Consider the following 19597-nt stretch of genomic DNA (forward strand, 5'->3'; position numbering starts at 1 on the left):
TGCCATCCGGTGCGCCGGGCTTGGACAGGCAGTACGCGGCAGTTCATAGTTCGCCCCTGATGCACGACGATCCAAGACGCTTTTCCACCCACGCATTTCCCGATGCCTTGCGGCAGGCTGCGCTCAATGAGGCGCTGTCCAGGGCAGAAATCCATGGCGAAGCGCCCACGCCGCCGGCCACCCACCTGGCGCTGCGCAGCTCGCCACTGGGATCGGTGTTCATCACGCTGGCCACCTCGCCGCTGACGCTGCAGGCCGTGGCCAAGCGGCTGCGCGGCCCAGGCCTGCTGCTGTGCGCCTTGCTGCAAGGCAGCGCCGATGCGGTGATCGAGGACGCCGCGTTCCCGCTCAAGGCCGGCTCGGCCCTGCTGCTGGAGTCAGACCGGGACTGGCAGCTGCAGTTGCCCGGCGACGGCCGCCTGCTGCTTGCGCGGCTGGAGTCCTCGAGCTTTCTGTTGCGCCTGCTGCGCTCGTGCCCGCCCGAGGCCAGGCACATCGGCGGGACAGGCGGTGTGGGGGCCATGTGCATGGCAATGGCGGCCTCACTGGCAGAGCAGATCGACACACTGGCACAGGACGATCTGCTGTCGGTGGAGGCCACGCTCACCGACATGCTGGTCACCTGCCTGACACCGCGCGCCGGCAACCCCGATCAGGAACAGGCCGAGGCGACCGAGCCGCCCAGCGCCGTACAGCTTGGCCATCTGCGCCGCATCTGCCGCGCCATCGAAACCCGGCTGGGCGATGCCGAGCTGTCCATCGATGCCATCGCCGACGCCGAGGGGCTGTCCACGCGCTATCTGCAAAAGCTGTTCAAGGGGGCTGCCACCAGCTTCAGCACCTACCTGCGCGAACGCCGGCTGGAGCGCTGCCGCATGGACCTGAGCAACCGCTCGCTGCAGCATTTCTCCATCGCCGAGCTGTGCTTTCGCTGGGGCTTTGGCGATGCCGCCAACTTCAGCCGCGCCTTCACGGCCCGCTATGGTCTGTCCCCCAGGGCCTATCGCGCCAGTCCGGCGCGCGTGCAGGATGCGCCGCCCGGCCAGCGCGGACGCCCCTCGCCCGCCGAGAGCGCTGCGCAGGCTGCAGAACCGGCCGCAGCGCGCCTGGCACACAGCCCGTTCCAGGCCCTGCTGCGCGACCATGCACGCTACGCCCAGGCGCTGGCCCTTGTGCCCAAGCGCTCGGCGCACGCAGACAATGGCGGTGCGTCGCCCCAGCACTACTACCTTCCGGTCTCCGACAAGACCGTGCACTGGGGCTACCTGAGCCGTTCACTCAAGCCGGTGCTTTCGGTGCGCTCGGGTGACGTGGTGACCATGGAGACGCTGACCCAGCATGCCTCGGACGACTGGGAGCGCATGATCGAAGGCGATCCGGGTGCCGAAAGCGTGTTCCACTGGACCGCAGCCCAGAAGGCCGTGGACCGGCGCGGTGCGGGCCCGATGGATGCCTCGATCTACGGCCGCGGCGCGGGCGAGGGCTTCGGCGTGCACATCTGCACCGGCCCCGTCTATGTGCATGAGGCCGAACCCGGCGACCTGCTGGAGATACGCATCCTCGACGTGCAGCCACGCCCCAGCTGCAGCCCCGCCCACCACGGCCGTGTCTTCGGCAGCAACGCCGCCGCCTGGTGGGGCTTTCACTACCGCGACCAGATCACGGAGCCCCGCCAGCGCGAAGTGGTCACCATCTACGAAATCGACCACGCACTGCCCGAGGAGCCCACGGCCCGCGCTGTCTACAACTACCGCTGGACGCCGCAGACCGACCCGTTCGGCGTGGTCCATCCGACCATCGACTACCCGGGCGTGCCCGTGGACCCCGCCAGCATCACCCGGCGCTTTGGTGTGCTGGACAAGGCACGCGTGCCGCTGCGTCCGCATTTCGGCATGCTGGCCGTGGCACCGCGAGAGGCCGGTCTGATCGACTCCATACCGCCGAGCTACTTCGGCGGCAACCTGGACAATTGGCGCGCCGGCAAGGGCGCGACGCTCTTCCTGCCCGTATCGGTGCCAGGCGCGCTGTTTTCGGTGGGAGACCCGCATGCATCCCAAGGCGACTCGGAACTGTGCGGCACGGCCATCGAATGCTCGCTGACCGGCAGCTTCGAGCTGCGGGTGCACAAGCGCGCCGCGCTGGACAACCGCTTCCTTGCAGAGCTGGACCACCCTTTCCTGGAGACCGGCTCCGAATGGGTGATACAGGGCTTCAGCTTCACCGACCACCTGGCCGAACTGGGCAGCCAGGCGCAGTCCCAGGTCTATCGCAAGTCATCGCTGGAAGGCGCCATGCGTGACGCCTTCCACAAGGCAAGGCGCTATCTGATGCTGGCCCACGGGCTGGACGAGGACGAGGCCGTATCGCTGATCTCCGTGGCCGTGGACTTCGCCGTGACGCAGGTGGTGGACGGCAACTGGGGCGTGCACGCCGTGATCAAGAAGACGCTGTTTCCGCCGGAACTCTCGGCGTCCGCCCAGGCGGGCCCATGAAGCCCACCCGGGATCAGACCCGTGCCAGGAAGCGGGCGATGCGCTGGGCAATGCGCTCGGGCTGCTCGCGGTGGGGAACGTGGCCGCCACCGGCCACAATCTCCACCTCCACCGGGCCGCTGGCGCGGTCGCGGATGCGCTCGGGGTGGACCAGGGAGCCGAACTCGTCGAGCTCTCCATGGATGGCCAGCACCGGGCAGCGCACGCGCTCCAGCGCCTCATCCAGCCGGTAGTCGGCAAAAGGCGGGGACAGCCAGGTATCGACCCAGGCAGACAGCACCCAGGCCGCCTTGTCGCCGTGGTATTTCTCCAGGCGCGCCAGCTGGCCGGGCCGGGCGAAATCCTGTTGGGCCGCGCGAATGCCCTGCAAGGTGCGATCTTCCACAAAGGCCTGGGCGGACTCCGTGATCACCGCCTTGCACTGCGCGCCATATCGGGCCGCCACCATGGCGGCCATGCCGCCGCCCACGCTGTGGCCCAGCACAATGAAATCCCCAAGGCCCAGCCCCTGGTGCACGGCCGGGAACACGGTCTCTGCCTCCCGGGCCACAAAGCCCGGCCCCAGCGTGCCCGGGTAGGGATCGGACTGGCCAAAGCCCAGCCGGTCATAGGCCAGCACATCGCGGCGCGTGGCCTCGGCCAGTTGCTGCGGGAAATCGCGCCACAGCGCCACCGAGCCCAGCGAGTCGTGCAGCAGCACGATGGGCGCGCGCGCCGGGCCTTGTTCGCCTTCGCCGGCCACTGGCGCCTGCCAGCGCCTGACGTAGATGCTGCCCTGCGGCGTGGGAATGCGGATTTCGTTCAAGGATGCGGGGATGTCGGTCATGCACGAGGAAGGCATCGAAAAAAACTCCATGCCGGTCGGCGCCGGCCCGGCAGACATCATGCGCCTGCATGCCGCCAGAGGGCGACACCGTGGCGACGCGCGGGGCGGAATGCGGCAGCTTTTGTTTCTCTCGGGGCAGCTTTTGCGAACCCGGGCGCGCGGGTTCCTCCGATGGTGAAAGGCCAGGCAGCGGCGTATAAGTTGAAGCCACCCCATGCACGCGAAGGCCTGCCATGTCACACGCTTCCGCTCCCCTGCCCGGCGCCGCACAGGCTGCCGTGGACCCGCGCCAGTTCAAGAGCTTTGCCGAGTTCTATCCGTTCTACCTTCAGGAACACAGCAACCGTACCTGCCGGCGCCTGCACTTCGTCGGCTCCACGCTGGCGCTGCTGTGCCTGTTCGCGCTGTTCCTGAGCGGCAATTTCTGGTTCCTGCTGGGCGGCCTGCTGTTCGGCTACGGCTTTGCCTGGATAGGGCACTTCGGCTTCGAGAAAAACCGGCCCGCCAGCTTCAAGCGCCCGCTGTACAGCTTTCGCGGCGACTGGGTGATGTGGCGCGACATCCTCACCGGACGCATTGCGCTCTAGCGCCGCGCCGGGCACTACGGCCGGGGCCGGCTCTCCAGCAGGCTGGCCAGCGTCATGCCCGCCAGGCCCGTGCGCTCCCACAGCGGCTGCACGGCCGCGGAAGGCGCCAGCAGCAGGCGTTCGACCAGGGGGGCCAAGGGCGTGTGTTGCGGGTCCACCAGCAGCATGTAGCGGGGCTCGGTGCCCTCGCTGCCCGCCGCAACGCCTGGCGCCTGCACCGTTCCCACCCAGTCGAGCACGGACAGCGCCTGCAGCACCGGATCGATCTGCTGCCAGTCCACATGCAGGCGGCGTGCCAGATCGCTGGCATACAGGCCCTTGGCGGGCGACTCGCGCTCCTGCTCCAGGTACTGGAGGATTTCCACGGCCATCTCGAACTGCCAGCCCTGCTGTCCGGGCATGCGTTGCACGCCGGCCATGACGATGGGCAGATACGCGGTGACCACGGCGCCCAGCAGCACGATGATCCAGGCCATGTAGATCCAGATCAGCAGGATCGGCAAGGTGGCAAAGGTGCCGTAGATGACCGAATAGGTAGGCACCGAGGCCAGGTACAGGCCCAGCGCCTTCTTGGCCAGCTCCATGCAGGTGGCCACGAACAGGCCGCCCACCCAGGCATGGCGCCAGCGCACCGCCGTATTGGGCACGTAGTGGTACAGGCCCGCCATGCCTGCGGCCAGCGCCAAATACTCGATGGAATCGAAGATGAAGCGCAAGCCTTCGGGCAGCGCATTGACCAGCCCGCGCGAGGCCGACATCACATAGGACGACAGCACCAGGCTCAGGCCCAGCACCAGCGGGCCCAGCGTGATCGCGGCCCAGTAGATCAGCACGCGCTGGCCCAGCGGCCGCAGCTGGCGCACGCGCCAGATGTTGTTGAGCGTGCGGTCTATGGTGAGGATCAGCGCGACCGCCGTGATCACCAGAATGGAAAAACCGGCCATGCCCAGCTGGCTGGCCTTGGAGGCGAACTGCGTCAGATAGCCCAGCACCTGGCGCGCAATGGTCTCCGGAATCAGGCTGTCGATCAGCCAGCGCTCCAGCACGATCTGCACGCGCGAGAAGATGGGAAACGCCGTGAACAGCGCCAGCGCCACCGTGAAGAACGGCACCAGGGCCAGCACCGTGGTGAAGGTCAGGCTGCTGGCGGTGACGCCCAGCCGGTCCTCGCGAAAGCGTTCGCGCAGCGTGTGCGCGGTATTGCGCCAGGGAAAGCAGCGCAGGCGCTCGCGCCAGGATGGGGGCACCACCGGCTCGGGCCGCTCCATCAGCGAAAGGCTGCGCTCCTGTTCGGGCGCGGGCAGTGCAACGGCACCGTCCTCCAGGCCACCGGCAGGCTCCTGCCCGGGGCCGCCGCTCATCGCCATATCTCCGCTGCAACGCGCGTGCCTGAAACGGGAACGCGCGTGACCATCCAAGCAATCACATGTTCAAAGGACAAGACCATGGCCGATATGATGCCACCCCGATGACTGATTCCATTTCTCGCCCCGGCGCCGATGTCGCCGCCACCCGCTGGCTGGCGGTCTCCAGCCTCATGGGCCTGATCGTGCTGAGCCTGGCCTGGGAACTGTGGCTGGCGCCCATGCGGCCAGGGGGCTCCTGGCTGGTGCTCAAGGCCCTGCCGCTGGCGATTCCGCTGATCGGCCTGCTCAAGCACCGCATGTATACCTACCGCTGGGTCAGCCTGCTGGTGTGGATCTATTTCACCGAGGGCGTGGTGCGCGCCTGGAGCGACGCGGCGCCCGGCCGCTGGCTGGCGCTGCTCGAAGTTTTCCTGTGCCTGATGCTGTTCACCGCCTGCGCCCTGCATGTGCGCTGGCGCCAGCGCAGCGCGCGCCGCGCGGCCCAGGCGGCCGGCGGCTGAGTCCCCGTTTTCATGCCTTCACGTCTTTGAAAGAAGTTGCAACATGACTGCACTGCTTGAACGCCTGCGCCAGATCGTCGGCGAAGCCCATGTCCTCACCGAGGGCGACCTCGTGGCCTATGAACAGGACTGGCGCCGCCGCGTGCGCGGCAAGTCCCTGGCCGTGGTGCGCCCGGCCAGCACGGCCGAGGTGGCTGCCGTGGTGCGCGAATGCGCGGCCGCAGGCACCAGCATCATTCCCCAGGGCGGCAACACCGGCCTGTCGGTGGGGTCCACGCCGGACGACAGCGGCACGCAGGTCGTGCTCAGCCTCACGCGCCTGAATGCCGTGCGCAACATCGACCGCGACAACCTGAGCTTCACCGTCGAGGCCGGCTGCATCCTGCAAAGCCTGCAGGAGCTTGCCGAGAAAGAGGGCCTGCTGTTCCCGCTGTCGCTGGCCGCCGAAGGCAGCTGCACCATTGGCGGCAACCTGGGAACGAACGCGGGCGGCACCCAGGTGGTGCGCTACGGCAACACGCGCGAGCTGTGCCTGGGCCTGGAAGTGGTCACCCCGCAGGGCGAGATCTGGGACGGCCTCAAGGGCCTGCGCAAGGACAACACCGGCTACGACCTGCGCGACCTGTTCATCGGCAGCGAAGGCACGCTGGGCATCATCACCGCCGCCACCATGAAGCTGTTCCCCCAGCCTGCGGCCCAGCTCACGGCCTTTGCAGCGGTGCCCTCCATGGAAGCGGCCGTGCGCCTGCTGGGCATGGCGCACCAGTACCTGGGCGCGGGCCTGACGGGCTTCGAGGTCATGGGCCAGTTCGCGCTGTCGCTGGTGATCAAGCACATGCCCCAGCTGCGCGTGCCCTTTGCGGGCCTGGACGGCGCGCCGCCCTATTACGTGCTGGTCGAGAACTCGGACAGCGAGTCCGAGCAGCATGCGCGCGAGCGTTTCGAGGCGCTGCTGGAGCTGGCCTTCGAGGACGGCTGCGTGCTCGACGCCGTGGTGGCCGAAAGCCTGTCGCAGGCCCATGAGCTGTGGCACATCCGCGAAAGCATTCCGCTGGCCCAGGCCGAGGAAGGCCTGAACATCAAGCACGACATCTCCATTGCGGCATCGCGCATTCCCGCCTTCGTCGAGCACACCGATGCCGTGCTGCAGCGCGAGATCCCGGGTGTGCGCCTGGTCAACTTCGGCCACCTGGGCGACGGCAACCTGCACTACAACGTGCAGGCGCCCGTGGGCGGCGACGCCAAGGCCTTCCTCAATGAGCGCGAGCACCTGGTCAACCACCTGGTCTACGAGGCCGTGGCCGAATTCGGCGGCTCGTTCTCTGCCGAGCACGGCGTGGGTGCGCTCAAGGTGGACAAGCTGGAAAAGTACCAGTCGCCCGTGGCCCTTGGCATGATGCGCGCCATCAAGCAGGCATTGGATCCTCAAGGCCTGATGAATCCCGGCTGCATCCTGGCGCGCGCCTGATCCGGCAGCGCCGGCTTATCAAGAAGGGGCGGGGCCGCGTGGCGGCGCTGCCCCTTCTTGCATCCAAACGTGGTCAGGTGCGGCCAAACTCGGCCAGGTGCGGCCAGGTGCAGATCAGGAAGCGGGCTTGTTGCTCTCGACCACGGCAAAGGACTTCTGCACCTGGCTGGGCCAGGCGATGTCGGCACCGGCCGCGTCGGAGAAGTCGGTCTGCTTGCCATCGGTCAGCAGCCACACGCGCAGTGCGTTGCGCGCGGGATCGATCACGATGGCGCCCATCTCCTCGCCGCCCTGGTGGGGGCGCAGGCCGACGATGCTCCACACATCGCCTTCCTTGGTCAGCGGGCCCACGGTGCGCATATTGCTCAGCAGGGTCGGGTAGCTGGTGCCCAGCAGCGCCTTGAGCCGCTCGGCCAGCACGCCTTGCTCCAGGTAGTTGGTGCCGTCGTAGGGATACTTGCCCACGTACTCGGCCAGGCTGTCCAGGCCGGGCTCCCCCGCCTTGGCGGTGGACGGCAGGCGCGTGCGCTCGGGAAAGTTCAGCGTCAATGCGGGCGCGGGCGCGGCCACATCGAGTGCCACGGACTGCACGGCCTTGGGAGTGGGAACGGTGGGAGAGCGCGGATCACAGGCTGTCAGCGCCAGCATGGCGGCACCCAGTGCGATTCCGGCCTGCCAGGGGGAGAGCATGGAAGACATGCGCAAGCTCCTTGTCAAAGCGGATGCGAAAAAACCATGGCGCCGGTGTGAAAGCCCAGGCAAGACACCGGCGCCCGTCGGCAGCCATTTTCGCACCGGGGGTTGCAAACCTTGTTTCGAGGGGCATGGATACCGTCGGACAAGGCGCCGTATTCATCAAGGGATAATCCCCGCCATGAACATGACTGCCGCGCCCCGCCCTGCCCGCTCACAGTACGAAGATTTCATGCGCCATGTCTACGAACATGGCGTGTCCAAGACCGACCGTACCGGAACGGGTACGCGCAGCGTGTTCGGGCATCAGATGCGCTTCGATCTGTCCGAAGGCTTTCCGCTGGTCACCACCAAGAAGGTGCACCTCAAATCCATCATCCTGGAACTGCTGTGGTTCCTGCGCGGCGACAGCAACGTGCGCTGGCTGCAGGAGCGCGGCTGCACCATCTGGAACGAATGGGCACGCGAGGACGGCGACCTGGGCCCGGTCTACGGCGTGCAATGGCGCAACTGGCCCACGCCGGACGGCGGCCACATCGACCAGATCGCCGAAGTGGTCAAACAGCTCAAGAGCAACCCGGACAGCCGCCGCATCATCGTCAGCGCCTGGAACGTGGCCGACCTGCCGCAGATGGCGCTCATGCCCTGCCACGCCTTCTTCCAGTTCTATGTGGCCGACGGCAAGCTCAGTTGCCAGCTGTACCAGCGCAGCGCGGACATCTTCCTGGGTGTTCCCTTCAACATCGCCAGCTACGCATTGCTGACCCACATGCTGGCCCAGCAATGCGACCTGCAGGTGGGCGACTTCGTCTGGACCGGCGGCGACTGCCACATCTACAACAACCACTTCGCCCAGGTCGAGACCCAGCTGGCGCGCCAGCCCTTCGCCTACCCGACGCTGCAGATCAAGCGCCGGCCCGACTCCATCTTCGGCTACGAGTACGAGGACTTCGAGGTCGTCGGCTACCAGCACCACGAGCCCATCAAGGCCCCCGTGGCCGTCTGAGGCTGCAGAAAGACCCGCCCGATGGCCATCCATCTCATCTACGCACGCGCCGCCAACGGCGTCATCGGCAAGGACAATGCCATGCCCTGGCACCTGCCCGAGGACCTGGCGCACTTCAAGCAATTGACCCAGGGCTCGGCCGTGGTCATGGGCCGCAAGACCTGGGAGTCGCTGCCGGCCCGCTTCAGGCCGCTGCCCGGGCGCACCAACATTGTGGTCACGCGACAGGCGGACTGGGCGCCCGAGCCGGCCGCCCCCGGCGTGCTGCATGCCACCAGCCTGGAGCAGGCCATGGAACTGGGCCGCCAGGCATCGGCCGACGTCTGGGTCATGGGCGGTGCCCAGATCTACGCCCAGGCCCTGCCGCTGGCCGACAGCATCGAGGTGACCGAGATAGAGCGCGACTACGAAGGCGATGCCTTCGCCCCCACGCTCGGCCCCGAGTGGCAGGAAGCGTCACGCAGCCGCCATGTGGCTGCCAACGGGCTGCCCTACAGCTTTGTGCGCCTGCAACGACGCTGACATACCCCTGTCGCACACGGGGCTGGCGGGCGCGGCGGGTCTGTGCAAATAATGTCGTTTTTCCACGCCTTCGCCGTCTTTCGCGCCTCTTCGCCATGAGCCTCGTCCAGCCCTTGCCCCCCGGTCCGCTCGACATCGTCGGCGACATCCATGGAGAGTCCGAGGCGCTGGACCAGCTGCTGGGGCACCTGGGCTACGACGCGCTGGGCCGCCATCCCCAGGGTCGGCGCCTGGTCTTCGTCGGCGACTTCTGCGATCGGGGGCCCGACAGCCCGGGCGTGCTCGCCCGCGTCGTGCCCATGCTGGAGTCGGGCCATGCGCTGGCCGTGCTCGGCAACCATGAAATCAACCTGCTGCGCGAGGATGCCAAGGACGGCTCCGGCTGGTTCTTCGACAGCCGCGTGGCCTCCGATACGCCCAAGTACGCGCCGTTCGCGCGCATGCCGCTGTGCGATATCCCTGACACCCTGGCCCTGCTGGAACGCCTGCCGATCGCCATGGAGCGCGAGGACCTGCGCGTGGTCCACGCGGCCTGGCGCCCGCAGCAGATCGCCATGGCGCGCGAGCTGCCGCTGGGCAGCGCACGCAGCGCCTACGACCACTACGAGGCCCTGGCTGCCCAGCAGGCCCAGGTCAACAAGGTGGCCGAGCGCATGCGTGCCGAACGCCAGCAATGGCCGCATGACCTGGAAGACCGCAACTGGCTGCCGCCCTTCCTGCCCGCGCACAGCGAGAGCGAACTGGCCAAGGCCATGGTCAACCCACTGAAGGTGCTGACCTCGGGCGTGGAGCGCGAATGCCGCAATCCCTTCTACGCGGGCGGCAAGTGGCGCTTCGTCGAGCGCGTGGCCTGGTGGAACGAATATGAGGATGCCCAGGCCGTGGTCGTGGGCCACTACTGGCGGCGCCTGAACCGGGGCGGCCCGTCCTTCCATGGCGCCCAGGCCGAGAACCTGTTCGGCCAGACCGGTCCGCTGTCCTGGCACGGCCGGCGCGGCAATGTGTTCTGCGTGGACTACTCGGTCGGCGGCCGCTGGAACGCCCGCCTGGCCGGCGAGGACCCGCAGCAGCGCTTCAAGCTCGCCGCCATGCGCTGGCCCGAGCGCCGCCTGGTCTTCGACGACGGTGCCCAGGCGGACAGCGAGGAGTTTGGCGTTGCGGCGGCCGCTGCCGCATAACACGCGCTAGATCCGCGGCGCGTAGCGCAGCGTCAGCAACAGCGACCTGGGCGCACCGTAGTAGTTGTTGCCCGACACCGTGTTGTAAGAAGGCACGTAGTAGCGCTTGTCCAGCAGGTTGCTGACGTTGAGCGCCACGCTCAGCTCGGGCGAGACCTGGTAGGCCACGCGTGCATTCCACAGCGCAAAGCCTGCCAGGCGGAAGGCGCGGTCGGAGCTGAGGGTGTCGGTCTGCGCATTCACGCCCGTGCCCACCGTCCAGCGGCCCAGCTCGCCCGGCAGGCGGTAGCTGCCCCACAGGCGCAGCATGTGCCGGGGCGTCCAGGTGTTGAAGATCTGGCCCTGGTAGTCGGGGTCGGACAGGTAGCGCGTGGTGTTGTAGGTGTAGCCGGCCGCCAGTTCCAGGCCTGTGGCGACCTTGCCGGAGACCTCGGCCTCCAGGCCCTGGCTGCGCACCTTGCCCGAGGAGCGCGAGCAGTACCAGTCATCACATGCAAAGCCGCTGTCGTAATCATTGACGGCGCGGTTTTTGTGCTCGTAGCGGAACACGGCCAATGCCATGTTCAGGCGGCCGTCGGCCATCTCGCCCTTGATGCCGGCCTCGTAGTTGCGGCCCTGCACCGGCTTGATCAGGTCGCCCTGCACGGTGCGCGCGGTCTGCGGCTCGAAGACTGTGGAGTAGCTGCTGTACAGCGACCAGTTGTCGTTGAGCGCATAGACGGCACCCGCGTAGGGGATGAAACGCCCCGTGGTCTTGCTGGTGGAAGAATCGCCCGATTGCGCACGGTAGGCGAAGTCATACCAGCCCAGGCGCCCCCCGGCGATCAGCGTGAGCGCCTGCGTGGGCCTGACACGCCAGGTGCCGTACAGGCCCTTTTGCGTGATGTCGTAATTGCTGCGCACATCCGCGCCACGCGCGGCGATGCTTTCCATGTCCTGCCAGGGGCGGTTGTGGTCTATATCGAAGATGTTGCCGCCCGCGGTCCAGGCGCGCACGAAGCGGTCGCTGGTGGTGTAGCCAGCGTAGTTGGCGCCCAGCAGCACTTCCTGCTCCATGCCCAGCGCCTTGAAACGGCCCGACAGCGACATGTCCAGGCCACGCTGCTGGTTGTTGAAGTCCACGCCGAAATCGCCGTAGCTCATGCCACTGCCATCGGGCTTGATGGGGCCCACAGCGCGCTGGTGCACGTTGGTGTTCTTCTCGTTCATGGCCATGCCCACCATCTTGAAGCGCCAGTCCGCATTGAAGCGGTGTTCCAGGTCGGCGAACAGCATGTTCTGGTCATTGCCTGCACGGTTCCACATGGCGCCTGTGTAGGTGGAGCGCGGCAGGCCGATGTCGCTGCCGTCGGCAAAGCGCGGCAGGCCCACGATCATGGGGCGCGATCGGCTGTGGCGCTGTCCCACGGCCAGGCCCACCGTGGTGCTGGCGCTGATGTCGTAGTCCAGCGCCGCGTAGATGTTGCGCGTGCGGTCGCGCGTGTATTCGGTGAACCCGTGGCTGTAGTCCCCGTCCAGCACCACGCGGCCGCGCAGCGTGCCTTCGGCATTGAGCGGCGTGCTGGCATCCATCTGCAGGCCGTAGTGGTCATGGGAGCCGAGCTTGCCCGTGAAGACCACGGAGCGCTCGCGGCCCGGGCGCTTGCGCACCAGGTTGATCGCGCCGCCGGGGCTGCCCGCACCCTGCAGCAGGCCAGCCGCGCCGCGCAGGATCTCCACGCGGTCATAGAACACCAGCGACTCCTGCTCCCAGTTGCCCAGGCTGTAGGTATTGCGCGTGAACGGCAGACCGTCGTACTGCAGCGAGTCCACCGCAAAGCCGCGCGCATTGATGGCCAGGCCTGCGCCCACGCCCTGCACGGCCACCATGCCGGTGGCGTTGTGGATGGCGTCGGGCAGGTTGGTCATGCCCTGGTCATCCATGCGCTGGCGCGTGAGCACGCTGACCGATTGCGGAATATCCTTGAGCGCCTGCGCGGTCTTGCCCAGCGTGACCGTGCCGCTGGTGTAGGAGTCCGAGCCTTCGGTGACGCCGTCACGGATGCGCGTGTCGGTCACCATGACGGCCGGCAGGCCCGCCTCTGCCCCAGCGGCGGCCTGGCCGCGCGATGTGCGCACCTCGGGCAAGGGGCGCAGCGCATAGCCGCCATTGGGCTGCGCATGGGCGGCCAGCCCCGTGCCGGCCAGCAGCGCATCCAGGGCCGCAGGCGCTGCATGGTTTCCACTCAGGCCCGCGCTGCGCCTGCCCGTGATGTCGGCCGCCGTGTACGACAGCATGACGCGGCTTTCCTGGGCGAAGCGGGCCAGCGCGCCCTCCAGCGGGCCTGCCGGTATGGCGTAGCTGCGCACTTCGGAGGGAGCCTGGGCCTGGGCCTGCGCGGTTTGCGGCGCAAGGGCTGCGCTGACGGCGCACAGCGCCAGCGTGGTGCTGGCAGCCAGTGCCAGCGAATGGCGCCGGAAGGCCGGTGCCGCAGTGTGAGCAAGTCGTTGGACCATGAAATATCTCTTCCCTGAAAAGTGGCTTCTTCAGGACTTGCCACGCGAGAAAAGAAAACACCTCATGCCAACGGGTCTCAGGCATCGATCAAATTGCAACAATTCGCAACAACAGCCATCCAGCCTGTCTTGGCTCATGTCCTGCTCTGCCGGGCACGCACGGTCAGCCAGTAGCGGCCAAAGCCGGTGAGCTCGATGGGCTGTGTGCGCACCAGCATGTCGAGCACACGGTCGGTATCGTCCAGCGGATACATGCCCGAGACGCGCAGCGAGGCGAGCGCGGGATCGCAGGCCAGGCGGCCCCTGCGGTGGCGCGCCAGCTCGGCAATGAAGTCGGTCAGCGGCATGTCCCGCGCGGCCAGCAGGCCTGTGCTCCAGGCGGCGGCCAGTTCGTCGGCGGGCTGGGGCGCGTCCACGGCAAGGCGGTCAAAGCCGGCTTGCTCGCCCGCGGCCAGAATGCGCACGGCCTGCGGGGCGTTGGCCGGCCGCACCTCGACCGCGTCCTCATAGACGGCCACATGGCTGGCGCCATCGCGCTGGCGCACCGCAAAGCGCGTGCCCAGCGCACGCAGCCGCCCTTGCGCGGTTTCAACCAGAAAGGGGCGGGCCTGCGGGTCGCTGGCCGTGGTGACCAGCACCTCGCCGCCCAGCAGCCGCAGCAGGCGCTGGCTGGCGTCAAAGCGCACGTCGATGGCGCTGGCCGTGTTCAGGTGGATGCGCGTGCCATCGGCCAGGGTCAGTGCCTGGCGCTCGCCGGTGGCCGTGCGGTGGTCGGCCGACCATTCGCGCCAATCGCCGCCTTGTATCCACCAGGCGCTGCTGCCCGTGAACGCGGCCAAGGCCAGCAGCTTCATGGCCTGGCGCCGGCCGCGCGCACGGCTGCGGCGCGGCTGCAGCGCCCCATGCGCCAGCGGTGCGGGCAGATCGCGCAGGTGCAGGCCGCAGGCCTCGATGTGCCGCCAGGCGCGCTCATGGTCGGGATGATCGGCACGCCAGCGCCGCCACGAGGCCTGCGTGTCCTCGCCGGCCTCGCAGGCCTGCAGGGCCACCAGCCATTGCACGGCCTGCAGGCTCACGGCTTCTGAAACGGGCGGGCCTTCAAAAACGGGCAGGCCGGTGGATGCGTGGCGGAATTCGGTCATGGGCTGGCGCTCAGCCGCCGAAGAAGCAGCAGTGCGCGGCCTTGGCGATATGGCGCTGCACGGTGGCCAGCGACAGCTGCAGCTCGGCCGCGATGTCGGCCTGCTTCATGCCGTCGAGCTGCGACAGCAGGAAGGCACGGCGCACGGGGGGTGCCAGCGTGTCCAGGCGGCGGTCCAGCTCGACCAGCGTCTCCAGCAGGATGGCGCGCGTCTCGGGGCCCGGCACCTGCGGCTCGGGCAAATGCGCCAGCGTGGCCAGATACGCCTCTTCGATCTGCCTGCGCCGCATGAAATTGGCCACCACGCCCTGCGCCACCGTGGTCAGAAAGGCACGCGGCTCGCGTGCGGCAATGGGCTCGCAGCGCGTGAGCAGGCGCATGAAAGTGTCCTGCGCCAGATCGGCCGCCTCCGTGGAATTGCCCAATCGCCGCCGCAGCCAGCCCTGGAGCCAGCCATGGTGGACGCGGTACAGCGTATCGACCTCTTGGTGCAAAGCGGCGGGGGCGGCGGGCAAGACAGGCTCCTGGTGCGGCAGCACGTGCAGGCGTGCGCCACATGAATGAGAAAGATTCTCATTCTATAAGGATTAGGCCTTGATGACCTCCCCTTCGCAAACCGGCGCGCTCCAGAACCAGAGACACCGAGGAAGAGCCGCCTCGCACCGAGGGTGTCGTCCCCCTTCAGGAGGAAGGCGCGCAGCGCCTCAGGGGGTCTTCAAAAGCTACCGCGCAGCGTCAGCATTACATTGCGTGGCTCGCCATACCAGTTGTTGCCGCCGCTGGTGCCCACTGTGCGGTAGTAGACCTTGTCGAAGAGGTTGTTCAGGTTGAGCACGGCCTGCCAGTTGCGGTTGATGCGGTACTGCACGCTGGCATTCCACACGGCATAGCCACCCTGGCTGAACTTGAAGGGCACGGCCGCGCCATCGAACTTGCCCGAGTCAGGATTGAAGGCCTTGGCCGTGCCGCTGACGAAATGTGCGCTCTGGATATTGGCGCCGCCGCCAATCGTCCATTGCGACAGCTCGCCCGGCAGGCGGTAGGTGCTCCACAGCTTGAACAGATGCTTGGGCGTGACGGAGTGGTAGATGCCTTCGATGCCCGGCGTCTTGTTGTGGTTGCGGTTGAAGGTGTAGCCGGCAAACAGCTGCCAGCCGCGCGCCAGCTCGCCCGAGATCTCGCCTTCCACGCCCTGGCTGACCACCTTGCCCTTGCTCAGCCAGCAGCAGTTCAGGCCCGCGTCCCCGATGTCGGTGTTGGGGTAGGAGGGATCGGCCACGGCCTCGCCATTGCGCTCTATGCGGTACAGGGCCATGGAGGCCATCAGCCGGCCCTCGTTGAACTCGCCCTTGGCGCCCAGCTCGAAATTGCGGCCCTTGATGGGGTCCAGCGGCGTGCCGGGCAAGGGCCCGCCCAGATTGCTGGCCTGGGACTTGTGGATCTCGGCGACGCTGCCGTAGGCCGTCCAGCGGTCGTCGATGTCGTAGACCAGGCCGCCATAGGGCGTGAAGATACCGCTCTCGCTATTGGACGACACGATGCGGCTGGTGAGATTGCCGGCCTGGTCGAAGCGCAGCCAGGGTGTCTGCGTTGCATAGCTGGCGCGGCGTGCGCCGACGATGGCCGTCAGCCGGTCCGTCAGGCTCAGGTTGAGCCGGCCGTACAGGCCCTTCTGCGTGGCGCCATAGCCCGCGAAGCTGCGTGTCTTCCAGACGAAGCTGGGCAGGGGAATGGCGCCCGGGTCGAAGCCGAACACGTTGATGCCCCCCGGCATGTCCACCTCGGACAGAAAGGTGTCCTGCGTGTCACGGATCTTGGCCCAGTCCGCGCCTAAAAGCAGCCGGTGCCTGCGCCCCAGCAGGGAGAACGTTCCGCTGACGTTGGCATCCAACGCCTTCTTGGTGGAATAGAAGTCGTTGGAGAAGCCGTTGAGCGTGGCTCCCAGGCCCGTCGTCGGATCGACCGCGCCGGTGACGTCGGCCAACCGGCTGTCGCTGTCCACCTTGACATAGTTGGCATGGGCGCGGACGCGCCAGTCGCCCTCCAGCTTCTGTTCCAGCTGGGCGAACAGCTCCTTGTTGGTCCTGTCGTAATGGCCCCAGCCCGCCATGAGTGCCGTATGGCGCGGCAGGTGCAGATCGTCGCCATTGGCCGCGCGCGGCAGGCCACCGCGCCAAGGCAGGCTGGCCGACTTGTCGTAGCTGCCGCCCAGGGTCAGCTTGGTCGCAGGCGTGAGATCGGCTTCCACGATGCCGTAGAGCAAGGTGTTGCGCGCATCGGCGTAGTCATAGAAGAACTCGCGGTCGCTGTGCGCCAGCACGGCGCGGCCGCGCACCCGGCCATCGGCAGCCAGGGGACCCGCCACATCAAGTTCGGCCCGGCGCTGGTTCCAGCTGCCCACCGAGGCCGAGGCCAGCACCTGGGGCTGGGCCGTGGGGCGCTTTCTCACCAGGTTGATGGAGCCGCCGGGCTCGCCATTGCCGCTGTACAGGCCGTCCGCGCCGCGGATCACCTGCACGCTGTCGTACATGGCTATGTTGGGGTCGAAGGTGCCCTGGCTGAAGGCATCCACCGCCGCTCCGTCGATCTGGACATTGCTGATCTGGAAGCCCCGCGCGTAGAAGCTGTTGGCCGTGCCGCCCAGGCCACCCGAGCCCGCGTAGTCCACCGTCACGCCCGTGGTCTGCTGCATCACGTCGCCCACGGAGACCAGGCCCTGGTCCTCGATGCGCTGGCGCGTGACCACGGAGATGGACTGCGGCGTCTCGCGCACGCTCTGCCCCTTGCCCAGCGACACGCGCGAGGCCGCATAGGAGCCCGAACCCTCCGTGGTATCGCCAGCGTGTGCCTGGGCCGTGACCAGCACCGTGCCCAGCGCAGCATCGGCTGCCGGCGACGGCTCCCTGGCGGGTGCCTTCAGCGTGTAGGCGCCCGGCACGGCATCGATCACGGTCACGCCCGTGCCGGCCAGCAGCCGGTCCAGCGCCTGGCGCGGCGTGAAGCGGCCCTGCAAGGCCGGCGAAGTGCGGCCTGCAACGATCTGCGGATCGAACAGCACCTGGTGCTGGGCCTGCTGCGTGAACTGGCGCAGCGCGCCGGCCAGCGGCTGGGGCGCGATGCTGAAGGCCAGCTCCCCTGCCTGCCCCGCCTGCACGGACGATGGCTGCTGCGCCTGCACCGCCGGCTGCGCCAGCGCAACCAGGGCTGCGGCCACCAGCGAGGGCATCCTTGCCCGCCGCCATGGCCTGCCCCTGTGCTGAAACTCTCCTCCCCAAATGCCCGCGCCCATGGCGGCGCTGCCGTGTTCTTTTCCTGCTTGCATCCCTGCTCCTGCTGCACTGTGTCCATTGCCCGCTGTCGCGGTGTGCGCGGCGGGTGGCGGGCAGACAGTTGAGCGTCCACCCGCCACGCGCGTGCGCGGCCGTCGCGGTTGTTGGCTGAGCTGTGCACTGGGCAGCGGCCTGGCTGGCAACCATGGAGGCGCGAGAAAACCCGGCCTCCATGAAGGTAAAACCCGCTACCTCGCCAAAGTGGGAACGTGGCCGAACCGAGAAAGCGAGTTGTTTACATTAATTTACAAATAGACAAGGCACTCAGTGCGCCGAGATTCGCCAGCCGCCCTGCGCTTCGGCCTGCACCCGCACCGGCAACAAGTGCGGCAGCGAGCGCAGAAACACCTCGGGCTTGCCGGTCAGCGCCACGCCGGACACGGACAGCGCGGCCAGCCGCGCATCGCCATCCACCCGTACGGGCTGGCCCAGGTAGCGCGCCAGATCGGCGGCGACCTCGGCCAGCGTTGCCTGCTGGAACACCATCTGGCCGCTGCGCCAGTCGCCCACCGCGTCCGCGCCGGCCGCCAGCGGATGCTGCGTGCCGTCGCGGGCATCGACGGACATGCCGGCACCCGCGCCCAGCAGCAGGCGCCTGCCGTCCGCAGCATGGCGGTCGGGACGCAGTTCCACCTTGCCCTCCAGCACCTTCACCACCAGCGCGGGCGGCCCGGCGCGCACATTGAAGGCCGTGCCCACCACCCGGACCTGGCTGGCGCCGCTGTCCACGGTGAAGGGCCGCGAGCGGTCGGCGGCGACCTGGAAGAAGGCCTCGCCCTGGTCCAGCACCGTCTCGCGGCGGCGCGGGTAGTAGCGCACCTGCAGCCTGGAGGAAAAATTCAGCGTGACCCGCGTGCCATCGGGCAGTTCGGCCTCGCGCACCTCGCCAGGGCCGGTGGCCATCTCGATCACATGGCTTGCGTGGTTGTCCCAGGCATACCAGCCCCCGCCGACGGCCAGCGTCGTGACCAGAGCCACCGACAGCAACGCAGGCATCAGGCCGCGGCGTGTGCGCTGACGTGCCGGCGCGGGCAAGTGGGCCTGTGTCTGCGCACGCGGCCCGCTCGCCCTGGCTTGCGGCGCAGCAGCCGCGTCGCAGGCCAGCGCCGGCCTGCGCAACTGCTGCAGGTCCAGCACCGTGCGCCCCAGGCTCTCGAAGATGCTGCGGTGCTGCGGGTCGGCGGCCAGCCAGGCGTCGAGTTCGCGCTCATCGGCGCCGGTCCAGTCGGCTTCGCGGCGGCGGGCGAAGTAGTCGGCAGCGCGGGCGTGCAGTTGCAGGCGTTGCGGGGTCAGCGTCATTCCCGGCCCTCCCCGTCCGTCGCGGCCTGCGCCAGCAGGCCCTGCATCAGGCGCATGTCTTCGGCGCTGCCGTACTGCACGCGCAGTTCGCAATAGGCCATGGCCAGCGTCACATGGTTGTGCACCATGCGGCGCGAGATGCCCATGCGCTGCGCCACCTCGGTCTGCGTGAGCCCGTCGATGCTGTGCAGCACGAAGGCCTCGCGGCGGCGCTCGGGCAGCTCGGCCATGGCCTGCTCCAGCCGGCCCAGCCGCTCGCGGTGGTGCGCCGCCTGCAGGGGGTCCGAGCCCTCGCCGGCCGGCAGTTGCTGCGCCAGTTCCATGTGTTCATCCAGCGAGACCGATTCGCGCCCCGGCGCGCCCGCCGAGCGGCGCCAGGCATCGTGCGAGACATGGCGGGCGATCACGCGCAGATAGGGTTCCTGCTCCTCGGGCGGCAGGGCCTTGCCCGAGGCCGCATAGCGCACGAAGACCTCCTGCACCGCATCCTCGGCATCCTCGCGGTTGCGCATCTGCCGGCCCAGCAGGCGGCGCAGAGGCTGGTGCCAGCGCGCATACACGCGGGCCAGCAGCGAGGGAGCGGCATCATCGTCCGCACCAGGCACGCGCGCGCTCACGGGCAGGCTCCCGGCACGGCGGTCTGGACGCGGGCAGGCACGCCAGCATGGGAAACGGACAGGACGAAGAAGAACG

At 68.2% G+C, this 19597-nt stretch carries 16 protein-coding genes; 7 read left to right on the plus strand and 9 right to left on the minus strand.

All coding sequences use genetic code 11. From position 1 onward, the window contains the following. Positions 1-59: 59 nt before the first annotated feature. The gene (locus IAE24_RS00060) at positions 60-2492 is read left to right on the plus strand and encodes an acetamidase/formamidase family protein (protein ID WP_199960040.1); all 2433 of its coding nucleotides are present in this window, start codon (positions 60-62) and stop codon (positions 2490-2492) included. A gap of 13 nt (positions 2493-2505) precedes the next feature. Here the strand turns inward: IAE24_RS00060 and IAE24_RS00065 are convergent, their stop codons facing one another. After that, positions 2506-3333 carry an alpha/beta fold hydrolase gene (locus IAE24_RS00065; RefSeq protein WP_199960041.1) on the minus strand — a complete coding sequence of 276 codons (828 nt, stop codon included), beginning with the start codon at positions 3331-3333 and terminating at the stop codon, positions 2506-2508. A gap of 218 nt (positions 3334-3551) precedes the next feature. Here IAE24_RS00065 and IAE24_RS00070 point away from each other — a divergent pair, with 218 nt between their 5' ends. Then, the gene (locus tag IAE24_RS00070; protein WP_199960042.1) at positions 3552-3905 is read left to right on the plus strand and encodes a DUF962 domain-containing protein; all 354 of its coding nucleotides are present in this window, start codon (positions 3552-3554) and stop codon (positions 3903-3905) included. Between the two features lie 14 nt (positions 3906-3919). Here IAE24_RS00070 and IAE24_RS00075 read toward each other — a convergent pair whose 3' ends face one another. Next, on the minus strand, positions 3920-5266 hold the full coding sequence (locus tag IAE24_RS00075) for a YihY family inner membrane protein (RefSeq protein ID WP_013801433.1): 1347 nt from the start codon (positions 5264-5266) through the stop codon (positions 3920-3922). Positions 5267-5373: 107 nt separating this feature from the next. On the opposite strand from IAE24_RS00075, the gene IAE24_RS00080 reads away from it, so the two are divergent. Next, the gene (locus tag IAE24_RS00080; protein ID WP_013801432.1) at positions 5374-5772 is read left to right on the plus strand and encodes a DUF2069 domain-containing protein; all 399 of its coding nucleotides are present in this window, start codon (positions 5374-5376) and stop codon (positions 5770-5772) included. Positions 5773-5815: 43 nt separating this feature from the next. Next, positions 5816-7240 (plus strand): FAD-binding oxidoreductase, encoded by a 1425-nt coding sequence (locus IAE24_RS00085; protein ID WP_099733097.1) that lies wholly within the window; start codon positions 5816-5818, stop codon positions 7238-7240. Between the two features lie 114 nt (positions 7241-7354). Here the strand turns inward: IAE24_RS00085 and IAE24_RS00090 are convergent, their stop codons facing one another. Beyond that, positions 7355-7939, minus strand: a complete 585-nt coding sequence (locus IAE24_RS00090) for a hypothetical protein (protein ID WP_013801430.1) — start codon at positions 7937-7939, stop codon at positions 7355-7357. A gap of 175 nt (positions 7940-8114) precedes the next feature. On the opposite strand from IAE24_RS00090, the gene IAE24_RS00095 reads away from it, so the two are divergent. The 3 genes from IAE24_RS00095 (at position 8115) to IAE24_RS00105 (ending at position 10639) form a co-directional block, all read left to right on the plus strand. Next, complete coding sequence (locus IAE24_RS00095; protein ID WP_012206769.1) at positions 8115-8939, plus strand: thymidylate synthase; 825 nt, start codon at positions 8115-8117, stop codon at positions 8937-8939. Positions 8940-8960: 21 nt separating this feature from the next. Beyond that, the gene (locus IAE24_RS00100; RefSeq protein WP_199960043.1) at positions 8961-9461 is read left to right on the plus strand and encodes a dihydrofolate reductase; all 501 of its coding nucleotides are present in this window, start codon (positions 8961-8963) and stop codon (positions 9459-9461) included. Positions 9462-9556: 95 nt separating this feature from the next. After that, positions 9557-10639, plus strand: coding sequence for a metallophosphoesterase (locus tag IAE24_RS00105; protein WP_013801428.1), 1083 nt, complete (start codon positions 9557-9559; stop codon positions 10637-10639). 6 nt (positions 10640-10645) lie between these two features. On the opposite strand, the gene IAE24_RS00110 is transcribed toward IAE24_RS00105, so the two are convergent. From IAE24_RS00110 to IAE24_RS00135, 6 genes are all read right to left on the minus strand, one after another. Then, positions 10646-13135 (minus strand): TonB-dependent siderophore receptor, encoded by a 2490-nt coding sequence (locus IAE24_RS00110; protein ID WP_199960044.1) that lies wholly within the window; start codon positions 13133-13135, stop codon positions 10646-10648. A 134-nt stretch (positions 13136-13269) separates the two neighbouring features. Then, positions 13270-14277: a FecR domain-containing protein gene (locus IAE24_RS00115; protein WP_199960045.1), complete on the minus strand. Its 1008-nt coding sequence runs from the start codon at positions 14275-14277 to the stop codon at positions 13270-13272. A 10-nt stretch (positions 14278-14287) separates the two neighbouring features. After that, positions 14288-14791: a sigma-70 family RNA polymerase sigma factor gene (locus IAE24_RS00120; RefSeq protein ID WP_199960046.1), complete on the minus strand. Its 504-nt coding sequence runs from the start codon at positions 14789-14791 to the stop codon at positions 14288-14290. 200 nt (positions 14792-14991) lie between these two features. Further along, positions 14992-17598 carry a TonB-dependent siderophore receptor gene (locus IAE24_RS00125; RefSeq protein ID WP_199960047.1) on the minus strand — a complete coding sequence of 869 codons (2607 nt, stop codon included), beginning with the start codon at positions 17596-17598 and terminating at the stop codon, positions 14992-14994. Positions 17599-17869: 271 nt separating this feature from the next. Beyond that, positions 17870-18904, minus strand: a complete 1035-nt coding sequence (locus IAE24_RS00130) for a FecR family protein (RefSeq protein ID WP_199960048.1) — start codon at positions 18902-18904, stop codon at positions 17870-17872. Continuing rightward, entirely contained in the window at positions 18901-19521 is a 621-nt protein-coding gene (locus tag IAE24_RS00135) for an RNA polymerase sigma factor (protein ID WP_013801422.1), read from the minus strand. Before IAE24_RS00135 ends, IAE24_RS00130 begins: the two co-directional genes overlap by 4 nt. Between the last annotated feature and the right edge of the window lie 76 nt (positions 19522-19597).

The organism is Delftia sp. S65, from assembly GCF_016516495.1.
Classification (GTDB): domain Bacteria; phylum Pseudomonadota; class Gammaproteobacteria; order Burkholderiales; family Burkholderiaceae_C; genus Comamonas; species Comamonas acidovorans.

Coding starts and splice junctions, on each gene's coding strand:
- IAE24_RS00060 (WP_199960040.1), top strand. CDS start 60: ATGCACGACGATCCAAGACGCTTTTCCACCCACGCATTTCCCGATGCC.
- IAE24_RS00065 (WP_199960041.1), bottom strand. CDS start 3,333: ATGCCTTCCTCGTGCATGACCGACATCCCCGCATCCTTGAACGAAATC.
- IAE24_RS00070 (WP_199960042.1), top strand. CDS start 3,552: ATGTCACACGCTTCCGCTCCCCTGCCCGGCGCCGCACAGGCTGCCGTG.
- IAE24_RS00075 (WP_013801433.1), bottom strand. CDS start 5,266: ATGAGCGGCGGCCCCGGGCAGGAGCCTGCCGGTGGCCTGGAGGACGGT.
- IAE24_RS00080 (WP_013801432.1), top strand. CDS start 5,374: ATGACTGATTCCATTTCTCGCCCCGGCGCCGATGTCGCCGCCACCCGC.
- IAE24_RS00085 (WP_099733097.1), top strand. CDS start 5,816: ATGACTGCACTGCTTGAACGCCTGCGCCAGATCGTCGGCGAAGCCCAT.
- IAE24_RS00090 (WP_013801430.1), bottom strand. CDS start 7,939: ATGTCTTCCATGCTCTCCCCCTGGCAGGCCGGAATCGCACTGGGTGCC.
- IAE24_RS00095 (WP_012206769.1), top strand. CDS start 8,115: ATGAACATGACTGCCGCGCCCCGCCCTGCCCGCTCACAGTACGAAGAT.
- IAE24_RS00100 (WP_199960043.1), top strand. CDS start 8,961: ATGGCCATCCATCTCATCTACGCACGCGCCGCCAACGGCGTCATCGGC.
- IAE24_RS00105 (WP_013801428.1), top strand. CDS start 9,557: ATGAGCCTCGTCCAGCCCTTGCCCCCCGGTCCGCTCGACATCGTCGGC.
- IAE24_RS00110 (WP_199960044.1), bottom strand. CDS start 13,135: ATGGTCCAACGACTTGCTCACACTGCGGCACCGGCCTTCCGGCGCCAT.
- IAE24_RS00115 (WP_199960045.1), bottom strand. CDS start 14,277: ATGACCGAATTCCGCCACGCATCCACCGGCCTGCCCGTTTTTGAAGGC.
- IAE24_RS00125 (WP_199960047.1), bottom strand. CDS start 17,598: ATGCAAGCAGGAAAAGAACACGGCAGCGCCGCCATGGGCGCGGGCATT.
- IAE24_RS00130 (WP_199960048.1), bottom strand. CDS start 18,904: ATGACGCTGACCCCGCAACGCCTGCAACTGCACGCCCGCGCTGCCGAC.